Origin of the sequence: Streptosporangium sp. NPDC001559 (genome assembly GCF_042893955.1) — a bacterium.
In the GTDB taxonomy this organism is placed as follows: Bacteria; Actinomycetota; Actinomycetes; order Streptosporangiales; family Streptosporangiaceae; genus Streptosporangium.
This window is the reverse complement of the sequence record NZ_JBIAVG010000025.1, coordinates 103636-125625: the sequence shown is the minus strand read 5'-3', so window position 1 is coordinate 125625 and position 21990 is coordinate 103636. Positions and strand designations below refer to the sequence as shown.

Sequence of the window (21990 nt, the reverse complement as noted above, 5' to 3'; positions counted from 1 at the left end):
ATTCCGAACCCGGAAGTTAAGCTCTTCAGCGCCGATGGTACTGCACCGGGGACGGTGTGGGAGAGTAGGTCGCCGCCGGACAATCTTTGGGGGGGGGTCATCCTTTTGGGTGGCCCCCCCTTTTTTTGTTTTGTAGGGGTGCGTGGGTGGGGGTTGTTTTGAGCGGCCCCTCTTTTTCTTGCTTGCAGGGGTGTGTGGGGGTGGCTGGGGCTGCCCCCGTTTTTTGTGTGTGGGGTTTCCGCAGGGGTTGTTCCCTGGGTGGGGGTGGCGAGGGCCGCCCCTTTTTTTGTGGGTTTCCTGCGGGGTTGGTTCTGGGTTCCTTGGGGTTTTTGGTGTGGTGGGGTTGTGTTCCAGGTGGGGTGTCTGGGGGTGGCGGGAGCCGCCCCCCTCTTTTTGTTTCAGGAGCGCGGAGGGAGGGCGTGGAGCTCGCCGGACAGGACGGTTACCGCTCGTCCGGCCGGCTCCATCCGGTCTTCCAGGGGTGTTTCGGTGGGTGGGGTTGTGTTCCAGGTGGGGGTGTCTGGGGTGTGGGGTGGCGGAGGGCCGCCCCTTTTTGGTTTGTGCCTGGCCCCGGAGGGGGTGTGGGTGTTTGCGGGACGGTGGGAGTCGTCCCTTTTTCTATTTCGGGGTGGGCGTTGTTTCCTTTTCTAGTTCGGAAGCGGACTTGGGGGCGGTGTTGTCTGCCGGTGGGGGTTCAGGGGCGGGTCCGGTCGGTCCCGTTCGCTCTGGCTGTGGACGGTGAAACCCGGGGCCGGGGCCGGAAAAGGGCCGAGGGTGTGAGGGCTGGGGGAGGGCTCATCTGGTGGCCGGTGTTCGATGACCGCATGTCTCGGCATCGCGTCGGGGCGAGCCGTGTCTTCCCTGAAGGCGTTGCGAAGGGACGCACAGGCGTGGGGCTGGGGGAGGAGTCAAGGTCTTGGGGAACATGGGTTGGGCGTGGTCGGAGGGGTGACCCTCGGCTGACGGCCTCAACAACCGGGCGACCATGGCCTTCGTGAAAGGCAGTGGTCCGGTGATCAGTTGTTCGGTGCGGTGTGGAGCAGGGGCTCGATTCGGTAGGGGACCTGAACGGACAGGGCGATCGTCGTGTCGGTGCGTTGCACCGCCGGCGAGGCCAGAATCCGGGCGATGATCTCTTGGAGATCGGGAGTGCTCCGCGCGACGACGCGGCAGAGCAGGTCGGCCTGGCCGCTGGTGCCGTACACCTCAAGGATCTCTGGGAGGGGGCGTAGGGCCTCTACGGCCTCGGCCAGCCGTCCCTGGGCGATCTGCAGGGAGACGAAGGCCAGGATCGGGTAGCCGACTCCCTCGGGGGTGACGGTTGGACCGAAGTCGGCGATCACACCGCGGTTGATGAGTTTCTCGACGCGGGCCTGGACCGTGCCTCTGGCGACACCGAGCAGGCGGGCCAGCTCGGTGAGGCCTATCCGGGGATTGGCTCGCATCGTCACCAGGAGGCGACTGTCAAGGTCGTCTATGGACACCGCATCAGACTAGGCGATATGACCAGTCATAGATAGGTCTGACCATGCGATCTTGCGCGGATCGAGTAGCAAAACTGCTCGCTCTTGCCAACGTTTCTTGGGATTGCTGTCATTTTATGTATGTTCGAAGAAGCACAGTACTTCGCACCGGTGGCGACCCGTGACGACGGCACGGTGGAGGTCGAGCTGGCCGCCAGTCACCCCGGGTTCGCCGACCCCGTCTATCGTGCTCGGCGCAACGCCATCGCGGCGCTGGCGGTCGACTACGTGCCGGGTACACCCATTCCGACGGCCGAGTACACCCTGCAGGAGCACGAGGTGTGGGCGCTGGTCAGCCGTGAACTGGCGATCAAGCACCGCGTGTACGCCACGGCGGAGTATCTGAACGCCGTAGAGAGGCTCGGTCTGCCTCGCGAGAGGATTCCGCAGCTCCAGGAGGTCAGCGAGTTGCTGTATCCGCTCACCGGCTTCCGCTACATCCCCGCCGCGGGGTTGGTGCCGCTGCGTGAGTTCTACGGTGTGCTGGCCGAGGGGTTCTTCCATTCGACGCAGTACATTCGGCACCACTCGACACCGCTCTACACGCCGGAACCTGACGTGATCCACGAGGTGATCGGACACGCCAACTCGCTGGCCTCCGACCGTTACGCGCGGCTGTACCGCCTGGCGGGTGGCGCGGCGCGTCGCGTCGAGAGTGACGCGGCGCTGGAGTTCATCTCGAAGGTCTTCTGGTTCACCCTGGAGTTCGGCGTGATGACCGACCAGGGTGAGCTACGTGCGTACGGCGCGGGCATCCTGTCCTCCTACGGGGAGATCGAGGAGTTCCGCGGGATGGACATCCGGCCGCTGGACGTCGCCCATATGGGCACCACCCAGTACGACATCACGAAATATCAGGATGTTCTCTTCCGGGCTGACTCTCTGGACCACCTTGAGGACGTGGTCGGGGAATTCTGGGCCACGTGTGACGACGAGTCCATCGCCAGGCTGGTCGCCGACGCCCGCTGAGGGACGACCTCTCAGCGGGCGATCCTCACCGGAGGCCGCCGTCTGAGGATGGAAGGGCTGGAGGCCGGACCCGCTCGCTGATCAAGGACTTGTCCACTCTTCGGGCTGGGTTTGCCCGCACCGGCTTCCGCCCTCGTCCCGTGGGATAGACCTCGATCATGGACTGGGGAAACCCCGATCTGACGACGAGGATGACACGCCGAGCCGCCGTGACGGTCGCCGTGCTGACAACCGGGCTGACATGGGGATGCGCGCCCGTGGGCGTGACGTCCGCCAAGACCTTTCCCACGTCGCGGTCGCCCGTTCCTACGGAGGAACCGGCACCTCCGAGGGAGGAGCCGAAGGAGACGGTGGCCTCGCCGAAGGTCGTCGCCTCGAGGCTCACCCGGAAGCTCGACCGGTTCCTCTCGGAGCGTGGTGTCCGGGTCGCCGCCGCGGTGCGCGATCTCAGCACCGGTCGTTCGTACGTCTACCACGGTGATCTGCGGCTGCCGACCGCCAGTGTCTCGAAGGTCGACATCCTGATGGCGCTGCTGCTCGACACGCCCTGGCGTGAGCTGGACGCGCGGACCAGGCGGGACGCGGAGAGGATGATCCGCCTCAGCGACAACGCGGCGGCCGACCGGCTCTACGAGCGCATCGGGCTGCAGGACGGCCTGGCGCGGGCGAACCGGAGGTTCGGGCTCGGCGCCACCTACGCCCCACCGGGCCGGTGCGCGGGGCTGTACTGCTGGGGCATCACGCAGACGGTCGCGGAGGACCAGGTCAGGCTTGTCAGAATCCTGGCCGGGCACCGGGACCTACTGCCGGAACGGGACCGCGAACAGGTGCTCGGACTGATGCGGAAGGTGGTCGCCAGGCAGGCGTGGGGGATCAGCGCCGCGGTCTGCGACGGAGGCCGGGTCGCGTTGAAGAACGGCTGGCTGCACCATGTGGCCAACAGGCTCTGGGCCGTCGTCAGCGTCGGCCTGATCCGGGAGCCCGGTCATGACTACGCCGTCGCCGTACTCACCGAGGACGGGCCGAGTAAGGACGCGGGTATCGCGGTGGCCGAGGGTATGGCCAGGCGTGTGCTGGCGGCCTTCCGCGGCGGAGGGTGCGCGAACGGCGCCGGTCGTCCATCGACCGGCGCCGAGGATCAGGCGGCCTTGTCGACCAGCCGGTAACCGACGCCCCTGACGGTCTGGATCAGCTGGTCGTCGGTGTCGCCGAGACGGGCCCGCAGTCGCTTGACGTGCACCGCGATGGTGTTGGTCGAGGTGGTGTCCGTGGAGTTCCAGACGTGGCGCATTATCTGCTCCCGGGTCACCGTGCGATGCGCGTTGCGCATCAGGTAGTGCAGCAGCTCGAACTCCCGCAGCGGCAGATGGACGGTCCGCCCGCTGACCTTGACCTGGTAGGCGTTGACGTCGAGCTCCACGTTGCCCACCACAAGCGTACGGCGCATGCCAGACTCTCCGGAGAAGGCGGCCTGTACCAGAGGAAGGAGTTCAGGCACGCGGTACGGCCGGGCCACGCAGGCGGTGGCGCCGACCGAGAGTGCCTGGACGGCCTGTTCGGCGTGGTTGTCTCCCACGCCCAGCAGAACGGGTACCGCTCGTGTCAGCCGTACTGCGCGGATGAACTCCACCGCGCCGATGACCGGCAGTGAGGCGCTGACGAGTACCACGTCGGGTTGGAGCGCCCCGGCCTGCAACAGGGCCTGGGCGCCGTCGGCGACGCCCATGACCTCGATTCCCTCACGTTCGAGGGCGTTGGCCAGACCCTGGACCAGAGCCGATTCCGGATCCGCCACCAGCAGCAGGGGCGCTGTCCGGGTGTCCCCGCTCACCTCGGGTGCCGTCTGCGGCTGGATCACCCGGGTCCTCCTTATGGGGTTGGTTTATCCGAAGCGGCCGGTGATGTAGTCCTCGGTCGCTTTCTGGCTGGGGTTGGTGAAGATGCGGGACGTGTCGTCCATCTCGATCACTCGGCCGGGCTGGCCCTGACCTGCGAGGTTGAAGAACGCGGTACGGTCGCTGACCCGGGCGGCCTGCTGCATGTTGTGCGTCACGATGATGATCGTGAACCGGCTCTTCAGCTCGGACATCAGGTCCTCGATCGCCAGGGTGGAGATCGGGTCGAGGGCGGAGCAGGGCTCGTCCATCAGCAGGACCTCGGGCTTGACCGCGATGGCCCTGGCGATGCACAGGCGCTGCTGCTGACCGCCGGACAGGCCCGCTCCCGGCTTGTTCAGACGGTCCTTGACCTCGTTCCAGAGGTTCGATCCCTTCAGCGAGGTCTCGACGATGCCGTCCATCTCGGACTTGGCGTATCCGCCGTTGAGCTTGAGGCCGGCCGCCACGTTCTCGTAGATCGACATCGTGGGGAACGGGTTGGGGCGCTGGAAGACCATGCCGATCATGCGGCGCACCGAGACGGGCTCGACGTCGGGGGCGTAGAGGTCCTCACCGTCGAGCAGGACCTTGCCGTCGACGCGGGCGCCGGGGATGACCTCGTGCATGCGGTTCAGCGTCCGCAGGAAGGTGGACTTGCCACATCCGGAGGGGCCGATGAAGGCGGTGATCGACTGAGGCTCGATCGTCATCGAGATGTCCTCGATCGCCTTGTGCTTTCCGTAGTACGCGTCGAGGCTTGAAACCTGGATCTGCTGGCTCATCTGCGACGTTCCTCCTTCCTATCGTCTGGCGGGCGAGCGCCACCAGCCGATGAGGCGCGCCACCAGGTTGAGCAGCATGACGATCAGAATGAGCGTGAGCGCTCCGGCCCACGCCCGGTCAATGGCGACGTCGGTGGGACGGGCCGATTGGTCGAACACATAGAGCGGCAACCCCATCTGCGGCCCGTTGAAGGGGTCGGTGTTGATGGAGTCGGTGAAGAAGACCGTGAGCAGCAGCGGCGCCGTCTCACCCGCGACACGGGCGATGGCCAGCATGACGCCGGTCACGATGCCGGTGAACGCGGTCGGCAGGACGACCTTGACGATCGTCCGCCACTTGGGCACGCCCAGCGCGTATGAGGCCTCGCGCAGGTCGTTGGGGACGAGCAGGAGCATCTCCTCGGCGGAGCGCACCACGGTCGGCATCATCAGGATCGACAGGGCGAGGGCGCCCGCGAAACCGGAGAAGGGCATCCCCAGGGCCAGGATCCAGAAGGCCAGGATGAACAGGCCGGAGACCACGGAGGGGATGCCGGTCATGACATCGACGAAGAAGCTGATCGCCCGGCTCAGTCGTCCGCCTCTGCCGTACTCGACGAGGTAGACCGCGGTGAGCAGGCCGATGGGGATCGAGATGACCGACGCCAGCAGGACCTGCTCGAGGGTGCCGATGATGGCGTGGTAGGCGCCGCCGCCCGCGTCCCTGGCGCCGACGTTGCGCATCGAGTGGGTCAGGAACTCCATGTTGAGCCTGGCGAAGCCGTTGCTGAGCACCAGCCAGAGGACGGAGAGCAGCGGTACGACGGCGATGGCGAACGACAGGTAGACGAGCCCCTGGACGATCTTGTCCTTGGCGCGTCTGCCTGCGGAGATGCGCCGGATCGCGGGCGCGTGCTGGATCGCGGTCATGCGGCTGCTCCGGAGAACTCCTTGCGGCGGGCGACGATCAGGCGTGCCGCCGTGTTGACCAGCAGCGTGATGATGAACAGCACCAGACCGGAGGCGATCAGCGCGCCACGGCCGACCGGACCCGCCTCGGCGAACCCGTTGGCGATGTTGGCGGCGATGCTGTTGCCCTCGGGAGCGAGGATGTGGAAGTTGATGCCGAACGTCGCGGGGAAGATGAGGGCGACGGCGATGGTCTCGCCCATGGCGCGGCCGAGGCCGAGCATGGAGGCGCTGATGACGCCGGGTCGTCCGAAGGGCAGCACCGCGGTCTTGACGACCTCCCAGCGGGTCGCGCCGAGGGCCAGCGCCGCCTCCTCGTGCATCCGCGGTACCTGGAGGAAAACCTCACGGGAGATCGCCGCGATGATCGGCAGAATCATGATCGCAAGGATGATCGAGGCGGTCATGATCGAGTGGCCGCCGACCGATTCGCCGCCGAACAGCGGGATGAACCCGAGGTACTCGTTGATGAACTCGTAGGGCCCCTGGACGAGCGGGACCAGGAAGATGACGCCCCACAGGCCGTAGATGACGCTGGGCACGGCGGCGAGCAGGTCGATGACGTAGCCCAGGACGCCGGCCAGGCGGCGGGGAGCGTAGTGGGAGATGAACAGCGCGACCCCGACGGCCACGGGCACGGCCATGACCAGGGCGAGGAGCGAGCTGAGCAGGGTGCCGAACGCCAGGGCCGCGATACCGAAGGACGGCTCGGTGTTGTTCGGCGTCCAGGTGAGGGTCCCCAGGAAGCTTCCTTGGTTGGCCTGGAGGGCGGGAACCGCCTCGACGATCAGGAAGACGGCGATGGCCGCCATGATCGCCAGCAGGAGGATTCCGGCACCCGTCGAGGCGTATCGGAAGGGGGTCTCACCTCGGCTGCGCCGCGAGGCGGGCCGGCCGGTGGCCGGCCCGCCGTCGCGAGTACGAAGTGACGTGGCCATCAACTTAGGAGATCGCCTCGACGGCGGTACGGACCTTGGCGACCAGCGTCGCCGGCAGCGGGGCGTAGCCGAGGTTGGTCAGCGCCTGCTGGCCCTCGTCACTGGCGGTGTAGGTCAGGAAGGCCTTGACGAGCTTGGACTGGTCCTCGGGGAGGCCCTTCTCGCAGGTGATCTCGTAGGTCACCAGAACGATCGGGTAGGCGCCCGCGGCCTTGGTCGCGTAGTCGATGCTCAGCTTCAGGTCGTTGCCCTGGCCGGTGATCTCGGCGGCCTCGACCGTCTTGCCCGCGCTCTCCGGGGTCAGCTCGACGAACTCGCCGGAGCCGTTGGCGACCTTGGCCTTGGACAGGCCGGAGTTCTCGGCGAAGGAGAGCTCGACGTAGCTGATCGCGCCGACACCGGTCTTGACCGCCTGCGCGATGCCGTCGGAGCCCTTGGCGCCCTGGCCCTTGGCCTCGGCGGGCCACGCCTTGGCGGGCTCGTACGGCCAGTCGGCGGTCTTGGACAGGAACTTGGTGAAGTTGTCGCTGGTGCCCGACTCCTCCGAGCGGTGGAAGGCCTGGATCGCCGTCGAGGGGAGCTTGGCGTCGGGGTTGTCCTTCTTGATCGCCTCGTCGTCCCACTTGGTGATCTTGCTGTTGAAGATGTCACCGATGGTCTTGGGCGAGAGCTGCAGGTTGTCCACGCCGGGCAGGTTGTAGACCACGGCCACGGGACCGATCACCATGGGAAGGTTGATCGCCTTGCCGGTCTTGCAACGGGCGTCGGCCTGGGCGGGCTCGCCCTTTTCGTCCTTGAGGGCCGAGTCGGAACCCGCGAACGAGACCGTGCCCTGGATGAAGGCCTGGATGCCGGCGCCGGAGCCGCTGGGCTGGTAGTTGAGGCTGACCCCCGAGTTCGCCTGCTGGAAGTTCTTCTTCCACTCGTCGATGGCGTTGGCCTGGGCCGAGGAGCCGGCGGCGTTGATCGTGCCGCTGAGGCCACCGGAGCCCGATCCGGCCGACGAGGCGTCGGCGACCGGTGTGGAGCCGTTGGCGGAGCCGCCGTTGTTATCGGTGCCGCACGCAGCGAGCGAGAGCGCGCCAACAAGGGTGACCGCGGCGAGCCGGCCTGCATACTTCACGGTTGGGTTCCTCCCACTAAGTCCTTCAACGTTCAGGAGAGTAGGGAGGCAAGGTGACTCAAAACCGGTAGAAAGATGAACGCAAAATGAATGCATCCGGTCGCTGTCGTGGCGATCCCTTGGGCCGGACTTGGAGCGCTCTCCGGGTACGGTTGCCGGCGGCATACCCGCCGGACACCAGGATATGGGGGTGCTGAACTGCCCAGACGGGGCCTAACCGGATTGAACGGTTCCCGGGAGGTCGTGAACGATCGAACGGACCGTCAGGTGAACGGCCGGTGATCATCGAGCGAATGCCGGGGCGCCTGGCCGTACCGGGTGGGTTCACCGGGGGCCTGGAAACGGTCTCTTCGAATGGCTTGGCCTGCGAGGCCGAAACCCCGCAGGCAGCGTCACACGGGCAGGGTGAGCGAGTCGCCGCCGAGGCGCTTGAGGACCTCGGCGTGCAGGAGGCCGTTGCTGCACACCAGGCTGCCGCCGTCCAGGCCGGGGACTCCTGACAGGTTCGTCCAGATGCCGCCGGCCTCCTCGACGATCACCGTCAGCGCCGCGATGTCCCAGGGGGACAGTTCCGGCTCGGCGGACAGGTCGACCGCCCCCTCGGCGACCAGCATGTGTGACCAGAAGTCGCCGTAGGCGCGGCTGCGCCAGACCGCCCTGTTCAGGTCGAGGAACTCGGGGAGTCTGCCCGCCTCCTCCCATCCGCCGAAGCTGGAGTAGGAGAAGGAGGCGTCGTCGAGACGGGAGACCGAGGAGACCTGGCAACGGGTGGCCTTGGTGAGGCTCTTGCCCGTCCAGGCGCCGCTGCCGTGGGCGGCCCACCAGCGCCGGCCGAGCGCGGGGGCGGAGACCAGCCCGACGACGACCCTCCCCTGGTCCATCAGGGCGATGAGCGTGGCCCAGATGGGGACGCCCCGCACGTAGTTCTTGGTGCCGTCGATCGGGTCGACGATCCAGGAACGGGAGCCGGTCCCGGTGCTGCCGAACTCCTCACCGATCACCGCGTCACGCGGGCGGGCCCGGCCGAGTGTGTTGCGGATGACCTCCTCGACCGCCCGGTCGGCGTCGCTCACCGGTGTGAGGTCCGGCTTGGTCTCGACCTTCAGGTCCACGGCCTTGAAGCGGCGCATGGTCAGGTCGTCGGCGGCGTCGGCCAGGACGTGTGCCAGGCGTAGGTCGTCGTTGTAGTCCGTCACGTTGGGCCACGCTATCGCGTCGCCGGTCGGTTATAGGAGGTGGAGGAAGATGCGGAGGGATTGTGGCGCGTCACGCGAATAGTCGGGAACATCGGGTGTTACCCGCGAGTAGCATACGGTCATGACGTTCGACGTGGGTGCCTTCATGCTGCAGAGCGTTCCGTTCGCACGGACGCTGGACATCACCTTCGACAAGATCGGGCACGGAATCGCGGTCGCGCGGATGCCCGACCGCCCCGACCTGCGCAACCATGTGGGCGGCCCGCACGCGGGGGCGCTGTTCACCCTCGCCGAGTCCGCCTCCGGCGCCGCGATGCTGTCGGCCTTCGGCGACCAGCTGACGCGGGCCACCCCGCTGGCCGTCGGCGCCGCGGTCCGCTACGTGAAGCTGGCGATGGGCGAGGTCCTCGCCGAGGCCCGCCTTTCTGCCTCCAGGGAGGAAGTCGTGGCCAGGTTGGACGCGGGGGAGCGCCCTGAGTTCGAGGTCGCGGTCACCGTCAGCACGGCCGACGGCACGCCGGTCTGCGAGGTGACCGTCACCTGGACCCTGCGTCCCAACCGCTGAGCCGTACGGGATCAGTCGTCGTCGGCCGCGCCCTCGCGGCTGGCGAGCAGGCGGCGCAGCGAGACGAGCCGGACGGGGTCGGCGTGGCCCGCCTCGACCCAGGCGTCGAGAGCGCACTCCTCGCCCAGGTGACTGCAGCCCTTCGGGCACTCGACGGTGCCCTCGACCAGGTCGGGGAAGCCCGCCAGGACGGTCTCGACGGACACGTGGGCCAGCCCGAAGCTGCGCACGCCGGGTGTGTCGATGATCCACCCGCCCTCGGGGAGCTCAAGGGCGACGGCCGAGGTCGAGGTGTGGCGGCCCCGGCCGGTCACCGCGTTGACGTGGGAGACGGCCCGGTTGGCGTCCGGGACCAGGGCGTTGACCAGGGTCGACTTGCCCACGCCCGAGTGGCCGACCAGCACGCTGACCCGGTCGAGGAGGCGATGCCTGATCTCGTCGAGAGGACCGCCCTTGTGCAGCACCACGTACGGCACGCCCAGCGGGGCGTAGAGGGAGACCAGATCCTCCGGTGAGGACAGGTCGGCCTTGGTGAGGCACAGCATCGGCTCGATGTCGGCGTCGAACGCCGCGACCAGCATCCGGTCGATCATGCGGGGCCGGGGCGGCGGGTCCGCCAGGGCCGTCACGATCACGAGCTGGTCGGCGTTGGCGACCACGGGACGCTCGATGCCGTCGGTGTTGTCGGTGTCGTCCGCGGAGCGGCGGAGCATGGAGCTGCGGGGTTCGACGCGGACGACACGGGCCAGCGTGTCGGAGTCGCCGGAGACGTCCCCGACCAGGGCGACCCGGTCACCGACCACGATGCCCTTGCGGCCCAGCTCTCTGGCCTTCATGGCGACGACGATCCGGCTGTCCTTCTTCGGCGGCTCGACCAGGCAGGTGTATCGGCCTCGGTCGACCGCGATCACGAAGCCCTCGACCGCGTTCTCGTGCGCAGGACGAATCCGCGTCCGGGGCCGGGAGCCCTTCCCCGGCCGGATCCTGACGTCGTCCTCGTCGTACTCCCGCTTTCTCAGTTTCGCCGCCTCGATCTGTCCATGACCCCAAGAGCCCAGAACCTGGTCCTCAACGCGTCTCCCGCAGCATGTCCGCCCACATGGAGGCGAACTCGGGGAGGGTCTTGCCGGTGGTCGCGATGTCCTCGACCTCGACACCGGACACCGCCAGGCCGATCACCGCGCCCGCGGTCGCCATCCTGTGGTCGGCGTAGGAGTGGAAGACGCCGCCTCTGAGCGGACGCGGCCTGATCTCCAGGCCGTCCGCCGTCTCGTTCGCGTCGCCGCCGAGCCCGTTGATCTCCGCGACCAGGGCGGCCAGGCGGTCGGTCTCGTGTCCCCGGATGTGGGCGACGCCGCCGATGCGACTGGGCGAGTCGGCCAGTGCGGCCAGTGCGGCGATCGTCGGGGTCAGCTCGGCCACGTCACGCAGGTCGGCCTCGATGCCGTGGACGCTCCCGGTGCCGGTGACCGTCAGGCCGAGCGGAGTGTGCTCGACCGAGGCGCCCATGTCCGCCAGCAGGCTTCTGAGCTGGTCACCCGGCTGTGTCGTGTTCGTCGGCCAGTCCGGCACGGTGACCGAGCCACCCGTGATCATCGCGGCGGCGAGGAACGGCGCCGCGTTCGACAGGTCGGGTTCGACGGTGAAGTCCCTGGCCGTGATCGGCCCGGGCTCGACCCGCCAGACGTCGGGCTCGGAGTCGTCGACCCGGACGCCGTACTCGCGCAGCATCGAGACGGTCATCAGGATGTGCGGCTGCGAGGGGATGGGCGGGCCCTGGTGCCGTACGGTGACGCCCTTGTCGAAGCGGGCACCGGTCAGCAGCAGGCCGGAGAGGAACTGCGAGGAGCCGGAGGCGTCGAGTGTGACCTCGCCGCCGGACAGCGGGCCGCGAACGGTGAACGGCAGCGCGTCGCCGCGCACCTGGGCGCCGAGGGCGCGCAGCGCGTCCAGGATCACCCCCATGGGACGTTTGCGCGCGTGCGGGTCGCCGTCGAAGGAGACCTCACCGTCGGCCAGCGCGGCCACCGGCGGCACGAACCGCATCACCGTGCCCGCCAGCCCCACCTCGATGTGCGCCCCGCCGACGACAGGACCGGGGGTGACGGCCCAGTCGGAGCTTGAGGCGCTCTCGCCGGACGGGGTCATCGTGGCGCCGAGCGCCCGCAGGGCCTGGGCCATGAGGTCGGAGTCACGGCTGCGCAGTGCCCGCCGTACGGTGCCGGGGCCCTCTGCCAGCGTGGCGAGCAGCAGCGCGCGGTTGGTCACGGACTTCGACCCGGGAAGGGAGACGGTCGCGTGGACGGGAGAGGTCGCGGTAGGCGCGGGCCACAGCGGAGCGGACATGGGCAAAAGCCTACCGGGATGAGGAGCCCGAGCCTTCGAAGGCGTGGCAAGGTGGGGGTTATGTGCGGGAGATACGCGTCCACGCGACCGAAGCAGGAGCTGCTCGAGGAGTTCGAGGTCGAACTGGACGGCGCCGCGGAGGAGGACCTGGGGCCGGACTACAACGTCGCGCCGACCAAGCCGGTCTACGCGGTCCTCAGCCGCGTGCCCAAGGAGGGCCCGGGCGACCGGGCGGTGCGGCAGCTGCGGATCGTCAAATGGGGACTGGTCCCGGCCTGGGCGAAGGACCCGTCGATCGGCTCGAAGATGATCAACGCGCGGGTGGAGACGATCGCGGAGAAGCCGTCCTTCCGCAGGGCGTTCGCCCAGCGCAGGTGCCTGCTGCCCGCGGACGGCTACTACGAGTGGGCGGTGCTCGAGGAGGGCGGGACGGCCAAGAGGCCGAGGAAACAGCCCTATTTCATCCATCCCGCCGACGGCGACGTCATGGCGATGGCGGGGATCTACGAGTTCTGGCGCGACAAGGGCAGGGCCGAGGACGATCCGCTCGCCTGGCTGACGACCTGCGCGGTCGTCACCACCACGGCCCGTGACGAGCTGGGCGCCATCCACGAGCGGATGCCGATGCTGATCGAGCGGGACCGCTGGGCGCAGTGGCTCGACCCCGGCGTCCCCGAAGCGGAGGAGTTCCTGGTGCCCGCCGCCTCCGCGGGGCTGACGGCCTATCCCGTCTCGAGCGCGGTGAACTCGGTGCGCAACAACGGTCCCGAACTCGTGGAGCCGCTCCCCGAGGACCAAGGAGACGGTCAGGCGCTGTTCTGAAACAGCCGGGAAAGGAAACCTCTCGGTAAACGGTGTGGAAACCCTCCGTAGCGGGCATCCGCTGAGGGAGCGATGCCTCGCGGCGCCATCGGTGGGGTGTTCGCCCACAGACCTCATCGTCTTGCCGCCTGACGGGAGAAGTCGGGGAAATCCCTTCACAGGCCGCCCCCACCCTGCGGAGGTGCGGATTCGTGGACGCCGCGACCGCGCGCATGCGCCTGGAGAGCATGCTCGCCGAGCTCGACCGGTCCATCGGGGTTCTGCGAGGGGACCCGCTGGCCGGATGGGAACGGTCCCTCGCGGACGCCGGGTCCGTCCTGACGGACGCCGACCGGACCCTGGCCATGCTGGAGGCGGCGACCGTGCAGCGCCGCGCGGTCGCCGACGCGCTCAGACGTCTGGACGAGGGGGTCTACGGCCGTTGCGCCGACTGCGGTCAGGCCGTACCGGAGGGCAGGCTTGAGGCGCGTCCCGAGGCCGCGCGCTGCGTCCAGTGTCAGTCGCGGCGCGAACGCCGCCGCTGAACGCCCCTCACACCCGCCTGGCGCTGGCCACCAGGTGGATGCCGACGGTGTCGTCGTCGTCCGGGTGCGCCTCAAGCTCGGTGTTGACCAGCCAGGTGAGTGCCCTGGAGTCGGAGGCCAGGACGTGGTCGACGGTTGAGGGGGACAGCACCGTGCGAGGCCGTATCCACTCGACCTCCAGCCCCGCGCCGGTGAGCAGCTCGCGGAGCTGGCCGCTGCTGAAGCAGCGGGTGATGCTGCCGTCCGGCCAGGGCACGAGCATGACCTCGTCCGTCTGGCGCAGGTGGGCCCAGTAGTTCTGCTCGGCGAGGATCGCCATCCCCAGCACCAGGGAGTCGACGCAGACCAGCGCCCGCCCGCCGGGGCGCAGCACCCTGGCGACGTCGTCCATCGCGGACTCGGCCATGAGCTCGACCGACATCGCGCGTTCCTCGGCGAGTACGGCGTCCATGCTCTCGTCGGGCAGGAAGCGCAGGTCGTCGGCACGGACCTGGCGGACCTTCGAGGCGTCGTGCAGCGCCTGTCCCTCGACGGTCCTGCGGAAGTCGACGACCTCCAGCACCCGGTGCCCGGCTCTGGCGGCCTGGGCGGACCAGCGGCCCCTGCCTCCCGACAGGTCGAGGACGGTCGAGGGGCTCTCCGGCAGCCAGCGGCTCAGTTGCTCGGCGGCGACGGCTCGGTAAAAGGTCCAGTACGGCCCGAGCGTTCCTGAGCCGTTCAGCTCTTCGGCCGGGATGGGCAGCACAAGCGGCTCCTGGCGTCTGGTTTCCGGTGGTCTCCAGTACCTACCGGTACGTATGGTTTTCCCCACACCGGGGTGTTCGTCACCTTCTATCTTGTGGGAACAGATGGCCGGGCGGGGGTGTTGCAGCGGACAACACAGATCCTTTCGGGAGGTTGGCCAGCCAATGCTCGCCTTGATCGAACCCGTCGTCCGCCCCGGTGATCGGTCATTCCCTGATGAGCGGGTATTCTCCGCTCAGTACGGCGTCCCGCGTCAGCAGGACTCCGGCGATACTAAGGGGGTGGGTCCGGTCCCTGCGACAGACGAGGAGACTCTGGAGCAGCGGAGCGCGCGGTTCGAACGGGATGTCATGCCCTATCTCGACCAGCTTTACTCCGCGGCCCTTCGGATGACCCGGAACCCGGCGGATGCCGAAGACCTCCTCCAGGAGACCTTCGCCAAGGCCTTCGCGTCCTTCCACCAGTTCCAGGAAGGCACGAACCTCAAGGCCTGGCTGTACCGCATCCTGACCAACACCTTCATCAACAGCTACCGCAAGAAGCAGCGGGAGCCCAAGCAGTCGGGCGCCGAGGAGATCGAGGACTGGCAGCTCGCCAGGGCCGAGTCGCACACCTCCGGCGGCCTGAAGTCGGCGGAGATCGAGGCGCTCGAACACCTCCCCGACAGTGACGTCAAGCAGGCGCTCGCCGCCCTGCCCGAGGAGTTCCGCATCGCGGTCTACCTCGCCGACGTGGAGGGCTTCCCCTACAAGGAAATCGCCGACATCATGGGCACGCCCATCGGGACCGTGATGTCGAGGCTGCACCGCGGCAGGCGTCAGCTGCGGACGCAACTCGAGGACTACGCCCGTGAGCGTGGTCTGGTCCCCGCGGAGGGTGCGAAGTGAGCGAGCACGGCGACTTCTGTGGCGAGGTGATCGCATGAGCTGTGGAAAGCCCCACGCCACCGACTGCCGGGACGTCCTGGAGAAGGTCTACACCTACCTCGACGGCGAGCTGGACGAGGGCAACTGCGCGGACATCCGCGTGCACCTGGACGAGTGTGGTCCCTGCCTGGAGGAGTACGGCCTCGAACAGGTCGTCAAGCAGCTGATCGCCAAGCACTGCGGCTGCGACAAGGCCTCCGAGGACCTGCGCGCCAAGGTGCTCGGCCGGATCGAGCAGGTCCGCTCCGAACTGACGGGCTGACCTCTTAGGATCTCTCGTACGGCTGTGCCACACGAGAGACCTGGGGGTTGGGCATGCGGATACTCGTCACCGGTGGGGCCGGGTTCATCGGTTCCACCCTGGTCGACCGGCTGCTGGCCGACGGCCACGAGGTCACCGCGGTCGACGACCTCTCCGGTGGAGACCGGGGCAACCTCGCCGCCGCGGCCGAGAGCCCGCGCTTCGCCCTGCACGAGATGGACATCCGCGACCCGGCCCTGATCGGCCTGGCCGCCGAGGTCAGGCCCGAGGTGATCTGTCACCTGGCCGCGCAGATCAGTGTGCGCAAGAGCGTGGCCGACCCCGTCCACGACGCCAGGCTGAACGTCGAGGGGACCGCCTCGGTGCTGACCGCCGCCCACCGCGGCGGCACCAGGAAGGTCGTCTTCGCCTCCTCCGTCGCCGTGTACGGCAGGCCCGCCGTCATCCCGGTGCCCGGGGACGCGGCCACCGACCCGCGCTCGCCGTACGCGGCGTCCAAGCTCAGCGCGGAGACCTACCTGGCGACCTTCAGGGCGCTGTACGGCATCGAGTACACCACGCTCGTGCTCGCCAACGTCTACGGCCCGCGCCAGTCTCCGCAGGGGGAGGCGGGGGTGGTGGCCATCTTCACCGACGCCCTGCTCAACGGCACCCCCACGGTCGTGTACGGCGACGGCACCCAGACCCGTGACTACGTGTTCGTCGACGACGTGGTGGACGGCTTCGCGCGGGCCTGCGGGCAGGCGGGCGACGGCCGCAGGTTCAACCTGGGCACGGGCGTCGAGACGACGGACCGGGCGCTGCACTCCCTGGCCGCCGCCGCGGCGGGCGCCCCTGACGCGCCGGACAGCGCGCCGGCCAGGCTCGGCGACCTGCCGGCGATGGCGGTCGATCCCACCCCGGCGTTCGAGGGCCTCGGCTGGCGGCCGGGAACGGACCTGGCCGCGGGGCTGAAGGTCACCGTCGACTGGGCCAGGGCCAGGAGTGCGACGCCGTAACCGGGTGTGAGCCGTACGGGATGGTCCGTGATGGCGTGGGGTGATGGATTGGTTACGCTTTGCTTGCGATTCCACGTCTGCCGGTCTTGGCCTGTTCGGCTTCTGTAGCCTGAGTGGGAAATCGACATGGAGGCAGCGCATGTTGAAGGAAACGGTCACCCCCATCCGACTGGGGATCTCCTGGACCTGAGCACGCGCGCGTAGGACCCCAAGGGTGGCCGCTTTGCGTGGACTGCCGTGGTTTGCCAAGGTCTATTTGGTCGCTGTGATCGGAGTGGCGTGCGCGCTGCTCGGATACAGCGTGGCGGGAAGCGATCGTCTGGAGTGGCTCGACTGGTCGAACCTCCTGGTGCTGGCCCTGCTGTTCCTGGTGTGTGAGTCGGTGCCGACCCTGCTCAACGTCAAGCAGGCGGCGGTCTCGGTCAGCTTCTCGGCCGCGCTCGCAGCCGTGGTGCTCGTCGGGCCGCAGGGTGCCGCACTGGTCGGCATGACGGCCGTCTTCAGCGTGCGTCCCGGGCTGCCGCTGGTCAAGCGCCTGTTCAACGGCGCCCAGTTCGCCATCTGCGGTTACGCCGCGGGCTGTGCCTACGAATGGCTCGGCGGCAGGGCCAGGCTGCCGGACATCGCCGGGTTCGACGACCTGATCGTGCCGTTCGCCGGGGCCGCGGCTGTCTTCGTGCCGCTCAACTTCGTCCTCATCGCGATCGTCCTGGTCGTCACCGGGCAGGCCGACCAGGTGCCTCCGCTGCGGGGACTGGCCCAGTTCATGGTCTCCTACCTGGGTTACGCCACCTTCGGACTGCTGATCGCCGGGCTGTGGGCCACGGTCAACTCGATCTCCGCGGTGCTCGTGTTGCTGCCGCTCTTCGTCGCCCGCTGGGCCTTCGGCCAGTACCTCGCCCAGCAACGCTCCTACGACGCCACGATCGCCGCGCTGTGTCAGGCGGTGGAGACCAAGGATTACTACACCCGAGGCCACTGCACCCGGGTCTCGCTGGCCTCCGGGATGATCGCCCAGGAGATCGGCATGGGCTCGGAGAGGTTGCGGGCGATTCGCTACGCCGGGATGCTGCACGACGTGGGCAAACTGGGTGTGCCGACCAAGGTGCTGCAGAAGGACGGGCCGCTCACCGAGGAGGAGTACGCCGCCATCCAGTTGCACCCGATGCGCGGACTGGAGATCGTGCGAGGCATCGACTTCCTCGACGAGGCGTTCGCCGGGATCATGCACCACCATGAGCGGCAGGACGGAAAGGGGTACCCGATGGGTCTGGCCGGGGAGGAGATACCGGAGTTCGCCCGGATCATCGCGGTCGCCGACGCCTTCGACTCGATGACCTCCGACCGCTCCTACCGGGGCGCCCGTCCCGTGGAGGTGGCCATGGCCGAGCTGCGCAAGGGAGCGGGCACCCAGTTCGACCCGGAGATGGTCGTCGCCTTCACCAAGGCCGTCGACCGTCACGGCTGGGAGGCGCCGCGCAAGGTCGTCGCTCCCCCCGAGGACACGGCGGAGACGACCGCCAAGGACCACGACGATCCGACGATGCCCATCCAGGTGGTGCCCGAACGGTGAGCAGCACCACCACGACAACCCTGGCCACCAGGACGTTCCGGCGGCTCGACTCCGGTCAGCTCCTGCTGATCTGCGCGGCCGGCCTGCTGGCGGTCGCCGGGGTCGCGCACACGGCCGCGACCGGCCTGACCGCTCCCAGCGTCGCCGTCGGGTTCGGCGCGCTGATCGCGGCGGGTGAGCTGGCCAGGCTCACGATGCCGGGCAACAGGGAGGTCGCGCCGATCGGCGCCGCCGCCGCCCTGGGCTACACGCTGCTGCTGGACCTGGGAGGCGTCCCGGCCCGGCACACGGCCCTGCAGGTCATCGCGGTACTGACGGTCGGCATGATCGCCGGTGCGCTGCCGCACCTGGCGGTCGGCAGGCCGCCGAGCCCGGACGCCATGGCGCGCAGGCTGTTCACCGGCGCCCTGCTCGCCCTGGCCTACCGGCCGCTGGCCGGTCCGCTGTTCGAACTGGCCAAACGTCCGGAGGGGGGCTGGTGGCCCGCCCTCGGGGTGATGGGCCTGCTCGTCCTGGTGATGGTGCTGGTCGACGTGCTGTTGGCCGCCGTACTGCGGGCCGAGCAGGTGCGGGCGGCCTTCGGCGTCGCCGTACAGGACGAGCTGCGGATGGCGGCTCCGCTGTGGGCGGCGGTCGCGGCCTCTGGCATCCTGCTCGCGCTGGCCTCGCACAGCATGGACATGGCCGCGTTGCTGGTCTTCGCCGCGCCCCTGCTGGTCACCCAGGTGGCCTTCCGTAAGTACGCCGGGATCAGGGCGACCTACCTGCAGACGGTCAGGGCGCTGGCACGGGTGACCGAGGTCGGCGGTTACGTCGAGCCGGGGCACTCCCACCGGGTCAGCCGCCTGGCCGTGGCGACCGGCCGTGAGCTGGGCATGGCCGAGCCCGAGCTGCTCGACCTGGAGTACGCCGCGCTCATGCACGACATCGGGCAGTTGTCCCTGCGCGACCCGATCCCCGGCGGAGCCACGGTCCTCACCGAGCCCGAGCAGGCCAGGCGCATCGCCGAACTCGGGGCGGAGGTGATCCGCCAGACCGGGGTGCTCGACCGCGTCGCCGAGATCGTCCGGCGTCAGTGCGACGGCTGCGCGGAGAACCCGCCGGTGGCCAGCCGTGTCATCAAGGCGGCCAACGCCTACGACGACCTGGTCGGCGGTTCCGTCGACCGCGACCGGGCCGGGGCCGCGCTCGAACGGCTCCATCTCGGTGCGGGAGAGGAGTACGACCCCGAGGTCGTCGAGGCCATGACCCGTGTCGTCGGCAGACTAGCCTGCCTCAACAGACTTTGAGCCGTACGGTTTCCTCGCACTGTTGTGGGTTTCCTACAGATCGCGTTGCCGTGATCGGTGGCTCAGACGAAGGGTCGAGCGAGGAAGCCGGTCATAAGGTGGAGCGGTCGAAAGGGGTCCACCACAGTGTTCGAGTCCGTTCTGGTCGCCAACCGCGGCGAAATCGCACGACGGATCATCCGTACGGTCCAGCGCATGGGCCTGCGGGCCATCGCGGTGTATTCCGAGGCAGACGCGGATCTGCCGTTCGTCAGGGAGGCCGACGAGGCGATCCTCCTGGGGCCCGCGAACCCGGCGCAGAGCTACCTCGACGCGGAGAAGGTCCTGCGGGCCGCCCGTGAGTCGGGCGCGCAGGCGATCCACCCCGGGTACGGCTTCTTCTCGGAGAACGCCGCGTTCGCCAAGGCCGTGGCCGAGGCGGGAATCGTCTGGATCGGCCCCTCTCCCGAGGCGATCGAGCGGATGGGCGACAAGATCAACGCCAGGAACCTCATGGAGGAGGCGGGCGTGCCCGTCGCCGCGGGAACCCGTACCCCGGTCACCGACCTGGAGCAGGCGGTCGCGGCGGCCGAGGAGATCGGCTACCCCCTGATGGTGAAGACGGCCGGGGGCGGCGGCGGCATCGGCATGGGCGTCGCCCATGACGCAGAGGGACTGGCCAAGGCGTTCGAACAGGCGTCGAGGGCGGCGGCCCGCTTCGGCGGGACACCCGCCATCCTGCTTGAGCACTACATCGAACGGGCCCGCCACGTCGAGGTGCAGATCCTCGGCCTGACCGACGGCACCGTCCTCGCTCTGGGCGAGCGTGACTGCTCGGTGCAGCGCCGCCACCAGAAGGTCGTCGAGGAGAGCCCGTCCCCCGGCATCACCCAGGAGCTGCGCGAGCGCATGCTGGCCGCCGCGGTCAGGGCCGGCGAGGCGGTCGGCTACCTCGGCGCGGGCACCGTCGAGTGCCTGGTCGACGCCGACAAGCAGGACTTCGTGTTCCTGGAGATGAACACCAGGCTCCAGGTCGAGCATCCGGTGACCGAACTCGTCACCGGGATCGACCTGGTCGAGCAGCAGCTGCGGATCGCCGCGGGTGAGCGGACCGACCTCGACGCCACCCCGCGCGGCCACGCGATCGAGTTCCGGGTCTACGCCGAGGACCCCAAGCGGTTCTTCCCCGGCCCCGGCAAGATCGCCGTCTGGTCGGAGCCGTCCGGCGAGGGCGTCAGGGTCGACTCGGGCTACACCGAGGGCAACACGGTCACCCCGTTCTACGACCCGCTGATGGCCAAGCTGTGCGTGTACGGCCAGACCCGGGCCGAGGCCCTGGAGCGCGCCCGCGAGGCCGTGGCGGACTTCAAGGTCGAGGGACCGAAGAACAACCTGCCGTTCTGCGCGGAGCTGCTGGAACACCCCGAGTTCGTGGACGGGAGCTACGACACCGGGCTGGTGTCCCGGATGAGGGCCTGAGTCATCCCGTCTGGCACAGTTGAATCACAGTGATTGATAGGAGTTTCCGGTGGCTGAAGTACACGCTGAGATGGTGGCCAACGTCTGGAAGGTCCTCGTCTCCGAGGGCGACACCGTCGAGGACGGTGACACCCTGGTCATCCTTGAGTCCATGAAGATGGAGATCCCCGTCATCGCCGAGGACGAGGGGGTCATCGCCCAGCTCAAGGTGGCCGAGGGCGACGTCATCCAGGAGGGCGACCTCATCGCCGTCATCGAGTAGACCCGCCGGATGGACGGCGCGGCCGGGGGTCAGCGGGTGAGACCGGCGAGGAAACGCTCGCGGTCGACGATCACCCGCTCCACCGTGCCCGTCGCGACGACGGATTCGCGGTCGCGGGCGGTGAAGACGAACGACAGGCGACGGCCCTCGACCGCGGTGAGCTCGGCGCTGATCTCGACGTGGGCGCCGACCGGGCTCGCGGCCAGGTGCTCCAGCGTGACCTTCGTCCCCACGGAGGTCTGACCGGGCCCGAGGGCGTCCCCGATCGCCTGGACGGTCGCGCGTTCGGCGAAGGCGAGCAGCCGCGGGGTGGCCAGCACGGGGACGTCCCCGCTGCCGACCTTCATCGCGGTGTCGCTCCTCTCGACCATGATGAGCAGCCGGGCGTGCATACCGGGAGCGAGCGTCATGCGGGCCAGCATAGGGTCTGATCCTGTGACCCCCTACTGCGATCACTGCGGTCGTCCTTCGGATGAGGGAGACCACGCGGCCTGTCTCGCCGCCCGTGCCTTCGAGCCGCCACGCTACTGCGCCCGCTGCCGCCGCCGGATGGTGGTTCAGGTGACTGTGCGTGGCTGGTCGGCGCGTTGTTCGGAACACGGCTCGCTGAGCGGCTGATCGTGACTGTCCTGACCTGCCGTTTTCTGGTCGTGACCGCCAAAGTGGCTTCGCCCCCGGGCAGGTAAAGCCACAATCTGTACAATTACCGCAAAGATTTTGAGATTTGTGCCATGCTACGGCACGCGCCTTTAACAAGCTGTCCGGCCCACAGGGTTTCGTGACTTCGCCGTGACGTTGCCGCGATACAAATCCGCTTTGTTGGAGAGCCCTGAGGCGGGAGCGGAGAGGGTTACGGGGGATTTTC

At 68.6% G+C, this 21990-nt stretch carries 23 protein-coding genes and 1 rRNA gene; 13 read left to right on the top strand and 11 right to left on the bottom strand.

Going from position 1 to position 21990, the window contains the following annotated elements; genetic code table 11:
• Positions 1-81, top strand: a 5S ribosomal RNA gene (rrf, locus tag ACFYY8_RS38775); the annotation flags it as partial.
• Positions 82-1016: 935 nt separating this feature from the next.
• On the opposite strand, the gene ACFYY8_RS38770 is transcribed toward rrf, so the two are convergent.
• Positions 1017-1484: an Lrp/AsnC family transcriptional regulator gene (locus ACFYY8_RS38770; protein ID WP_352015076.1), complete on the bottom strand. Its 468-nt coding sequence runs from the start codon at positions 1482-1484 to the stop codon at positions 1017-1019.
• Between the two features lie 120 nt (positions 1485-1604).
• Between ACFYY8_RS38770 and ACFYY8_RS38765 the strand changes: the two genes are divergently transcribed.
• Positions 1605-2492 carry a phenylalanine 4-monooxygenase gene (locus tag ACFYY8_RS38765; protein ID WP_390049969.1) on the top strand — a complete coding sequence of 296 codons (888 nt, stop codon included), beginning with the start codon at positions 1605-1607 and terminating at the stop codon, positions 2490-2492.
• Positions 2493-2842: 350 nt separating this feature from the next.
• Entirely contained in the window at positions 2843-3658 is an 816-nt protein-coding gene (locus tag ACFYY8_RS38760) for a serine hydrolase (protein ID WP_390049967.1), read from the top strand.
• On the opposite strand, the gene ACFYY8_RS38755 is transcribed toward ACFYY8_RS38760, so the two are convergent.
• The 6 genes from ACFYY8_RS38755 to hisN form a co-directional block, all read right to left on the bottom strand.
• Positions 3631-4350: a response regulator transcription factor gene (locus ACFYY8_RS38755; RefSeq protein ID WP_390049965.1), complete on the bottom strand. Its 720-nt coding sequence runs from the start codon at positions 4348-4350 to the stop codon at positions 3631-3633. The two genes, ACFYY8_RS38760 and ACFYY8_RS38755, sit on opposite strands and share 28 nt — an antisense overlap.
• 24 nt (positions 4351-4374) lie before the next feature.
• The gene (gene pstB, locus ACFYY8_RS38750) at positions 4375-5151 is read right to left on the bottom strand and encodes a phosphate ABC transporter ATP-binding protein PstB (protein ID WP_390049962.1); all 777 of its coding nucleotides are present in this window, start codon (positions 5149-5151) and stop codon (positions 4375-4377) included.
• A gap of 18 nt (positions 5152-5169) precedes the next feature.
• On the bottom strand, positions 5170-6060 hold the full coding sequence (gene pstA, locus ACFYY8_RS38745; protein ID WP_390049960.1) for a phosphate ABC transporter permease PstA: 891 nt from the start codon (positions 6058-6060) through the stop codon (positions 5170-5172).
• Positions 6057-7037, bottom strand: a complete 981-nt coding sequence (gene pstC, locus ACFYY8_RS38740) for a phosphate ABC transporter permease subunit PstC (protein ID WP_352015082.1) — start codon at positions 7035-7037, stop codon at positions 6057-6059. The genes pstA and pstC overlap by 4 nt, the downstream gene beginning before the upstream one ends.
• A 4-nt stretch (positions 7038-7041) precedes the next feature.
• Positions 7042-8160 (bottom strand): phosphate ABC transporter substrate-binding protein PstS, encoded by a 1119-nt coding sequence (pstS, locus tag ACFYY8_RS38735; protein WP_390049955.1) that lies wholly within the window; start codon positions 8158-8160, stop codon positions 7042-7044.
• Between the two features lie 392 nt (positions 8161-8552).
• Positions 8553-9356 carry a histidinol-phosphatase gene (gene hisN, locus ACFYY8_RS38730; protein WP_390049953.1) on the bottom strand — a complete coding sequence of 268 codons (804 nt, stop codon included), beginning with the start codon at positions 9354-9356 and terminating at the stop codon, positions 8553-8555.
• Positions 9357-9477: 121 nt separating this feature from the next.
• Between hisN and ACFYY8_RS38725 the strand changes: the two genes are divergently transcribed.
• Positions 9478-9921 (top strand): DUF4442 domain-containing protein, encoded by a 444-nt coding sequence (locus tag ACFYY8_RS38725; protein WP_390049951.1) that lies wholly within the window; start codon positions 9478-9480, stop codon positions 9919-9921.
• An 11-nt stretch (positions 9922-9932) separates the two neighbouring features.
• Here ACFYY8_RS38725 and rsgA read toward each other — a convergent pair whose 3' ends face one another.
• Together rsgA and aroA are read right to left on the bottom strand one after the other, a co-directional pair.
• Positions 9933-10940, bottom strand: coding sequence for a ribosome small subunit-dependent GTPase A (gene rsgA / locus ACFYY8_RS38720; RefSeq protein WP_390049976.1), 1008 nt, complete (start codon positions 10938-10940; stop codon positions 9933-9935).
• A 49-nt stretch (positions 10941-10989) separates the two neighbouring features.
• Complete coding sequence (gene aroA / locus ACFYY8_RS38715) at positions 10990-12267, bottom strand: 3-phosphoshikimate 1-carboxyvinyltransferase (RefSeq protein ID WP_390049949.1); 1278 nt, start codon at positions 12265-12267, stop codon at positions 10990-10992.
• A gap of 60 nt (positions 12268-12327) precedes the next feature.
• Between aroA and ACFYY8_RS38710 the strand changes: the two genes are divergently transcribed.
• Complete coding sequence (locus tag ACFYY8_RS38710) at positions 12328-13089, top strand: SOS response-associated peptidase (RefSeq protein ID WP_390049947.1); 762 nt, start codon at positions 12328-12330, stop codon at positions 13087-13089.
• A gap of 191 nt (positions 13090-13280) precedes the next feature.
• Positions 13281-13613, top strand: a complete 333-nt coding sequence (locus tag ACFYY8_RS38705; RefSeq protein ID WP_390049945.1) for a TraR/DksA family transcriptional regulator — start codon at positions 13281-13283, stop codon at positions 13611-13613.
• A 7-nt stretch (positions 13614-13620) separates the two neighbouring features.
• Here ACFYY8_RS38705 and ACFYY8_RS38700 read toward each other — a convergent pair whose 3' ends face one another.
• On the bottom strand, positions 13621-14358 hold the full coding sequence (locus ACFYY8_RS38700; RefSeq protein WP_390049943.1) for a class I SAM-dependent methyltransferase: 738 nt from the start codon (positions 14356-14358) through the stop codon (positions 13621-13623).
• Between the two features lie 280 nt (positions 14359-14638).
• On the opposite strand from ACFYY8_RS38700, the gene ACFYY8_RS38695 reads away from it, so the two are divergent.
• The 7 genes from ACFYY8_RS38695 (at position 14639) to ACFYY8_RS38665 (ending at position 21125) form a co-directional block, all read left to right on the top strand.
• Positions 14639-15244 carry a sigma-70 family RNA polymerase sigma factor gene (locus ACFYY8_RS38695; protein WP_184720417.1) on the top strand — a complete coding sequence of 202 codons (606 nt, stop codon included), beginning with the start codon at positions 14639-14641 and terminating at the stop codon, positions 15242-15244.
• Positions 15245-15278: 34 nt separating this feature from the next.
• Positions 15279-15545 (top strand): mycothiol system anti-sigma-R factor, encoded by a 267-nt coding sequence (gene rsrA / locus ACFYY8_RS38690; RefSeq protein ID WP_352015090.1) that lies wholly within the window; start codon positions 15279-15281, stop codon positions 15543-15545.
• Positions 15546-15598: 53 nt separating this feature from the next.
• On the top strand, positions 15599-16543 hold the full coding sequence (locus tag ACFYY8_RS38685) for an NAD-dependent epimerase/dehydratase family protein (RefSeq protein ID WP_390049941.1): 945 nt from the start codon (positions 15599-15601) through the stop codon (positions 16541-16543).
• Between the two features lie 265 nt (positions 16544-16808).
• Entirely contained in the window at positions 16809-18116 is a 1308-nt protein-coding gene (locus ACFYY8_RS38680) for an HD-GYP domain-containing protein (RefSeq protein ID WP_352015092.1), read from the top strand.
• Positions 18113-19405: an HD domain-containing phosphohydrolase gene (locus tag ACFYY8_RS38675; protein WP_352015093.1), complete on the top strand. Its 1293-nt coding sequence runs from the start codon at positions 18113-18115 to the stop codon at positions 19403-19405. The genes ACFYY8_RS38680 and ACFYY8_RS38675 overlap by 4 nt, the downstream gene beginning before the upstream one ends.
• 126 nt (positions 19406-19531) lie before the next feature.
• The gene (locus ACFYY8_RS38670; RefSeq protein WP_390049938.1) at positions 19532-20863 is read left to right on the top strand and encodes an acetyl/propionyl/methylcrotonyl-CoA carboxylase subunit alpha; all 1332 of its coding nucleotides are present in this window, start codon (positions 19532-19534) and stop codon (positions 20861-20863) included.
• 49 nt (positions 20864-20912) lie between these two features.
• Positions 20913-21125: a biotin/lipoyl-binding carrier protein gene (locus tag ACFYY8_RS38665; RefSeq protein WP_352015095.1), complete on the top strand. Its 213-nt coding sequence runs from the start codon at positions 20913-20915 to the stop codon at positions 21123-21125.
• 29 nt (positions 21126-21154) lie between these two features.
• Here the strand turns inward: ACFYY8_RS38665 and ACFYY8_RS38660 are convergent, their stop codons facing one another.
• On the bottom strand, positions 21155-21535 hold the full coding sequence (locus ACFYY8_RS38660; RefSeq protein WP_390049936.1) for a thioesterase family protein: 381 nt from the start codon (positions 21533-21535) through the stop codon (positions 21155-21157).
• Between the last annotated feature and the right edge of the window lie 455 nt (positions 21536-21990).

Excerpts from the sequence above, each read along its gene's own strand:
- ACFYY8_RS38765 (WP_390049969.1), top strand. The coding sequence starts at position 1,605 with ATGTTCGAAGAAGCACAGTACTTCGCACCGGTGGCGACCCGTGACGAC.
- pstB (WP_390049962.1), bottom strand. The coding sequence starts at position 5,151 with ATGAGCCAGCAGATCCAGGTTTCAAGCCTCGACGCGTACTACGGAAAG.
- pstA (WP_390049960.1), bottom strand. The coding sequence starts at position 6,060 with ATGACCGCGATCCAGCACGCGCCCGCGATCCGGCGCATCTCCGCAGGC.
- pstC (WP_352015082.1), bottom strand. The coding sequence starts at position 7,037 with ATGGCCACGTCACTTCGTACTCGCGACGGCGGGCCGGCCACCGGCCGG.
- ACFYY8_RS38725 (WP_390049951.1), top strand. The coding sequence starts at position 9,478 with ATGACGTTCGACGTGGGTGCCTTCATGCTGCAGAGCGTTCCGTTCGCA.
- aroA (WP_390049949.1), bottom strand. The coding sequence starts at position 12,267 with ATGTCCGCTCCGCTGTGGCCCGCGCCTACCGCGACCTCTCCCGTCCAC.
- ACFYY8_RS38710 (WP_390049947.1), top strand. The coding sequence starts at position 12,328 with ATGTGCGGGAGATACGCGTCCACGCGACCGAAGCAGGAGCTGCTCGAG.
- rsrA (WP_352015090.1), top strand. The coding sequence starts at position 15,279 with ATGAGCTGTGGAAAGCCCCACGCCACCGACTGCCGGGACGTCCTGGAG.
- ACFYY8_RS38685 (WP_390049941.1), top strand. The coding sequence starts at position 15,599 with ATGCGGATACTCGTCACCGGTGGGGCCGGGTTCATCGGTTCCACCCTG.
- ACFYY8_RS38660 (WP_390049936.1), bottom strand. The coding sequence starts at position 21,535 with ATGACGCTCGCTCCCGGTATGCACGCCCGGCTGCTCATCATGGTCGAG.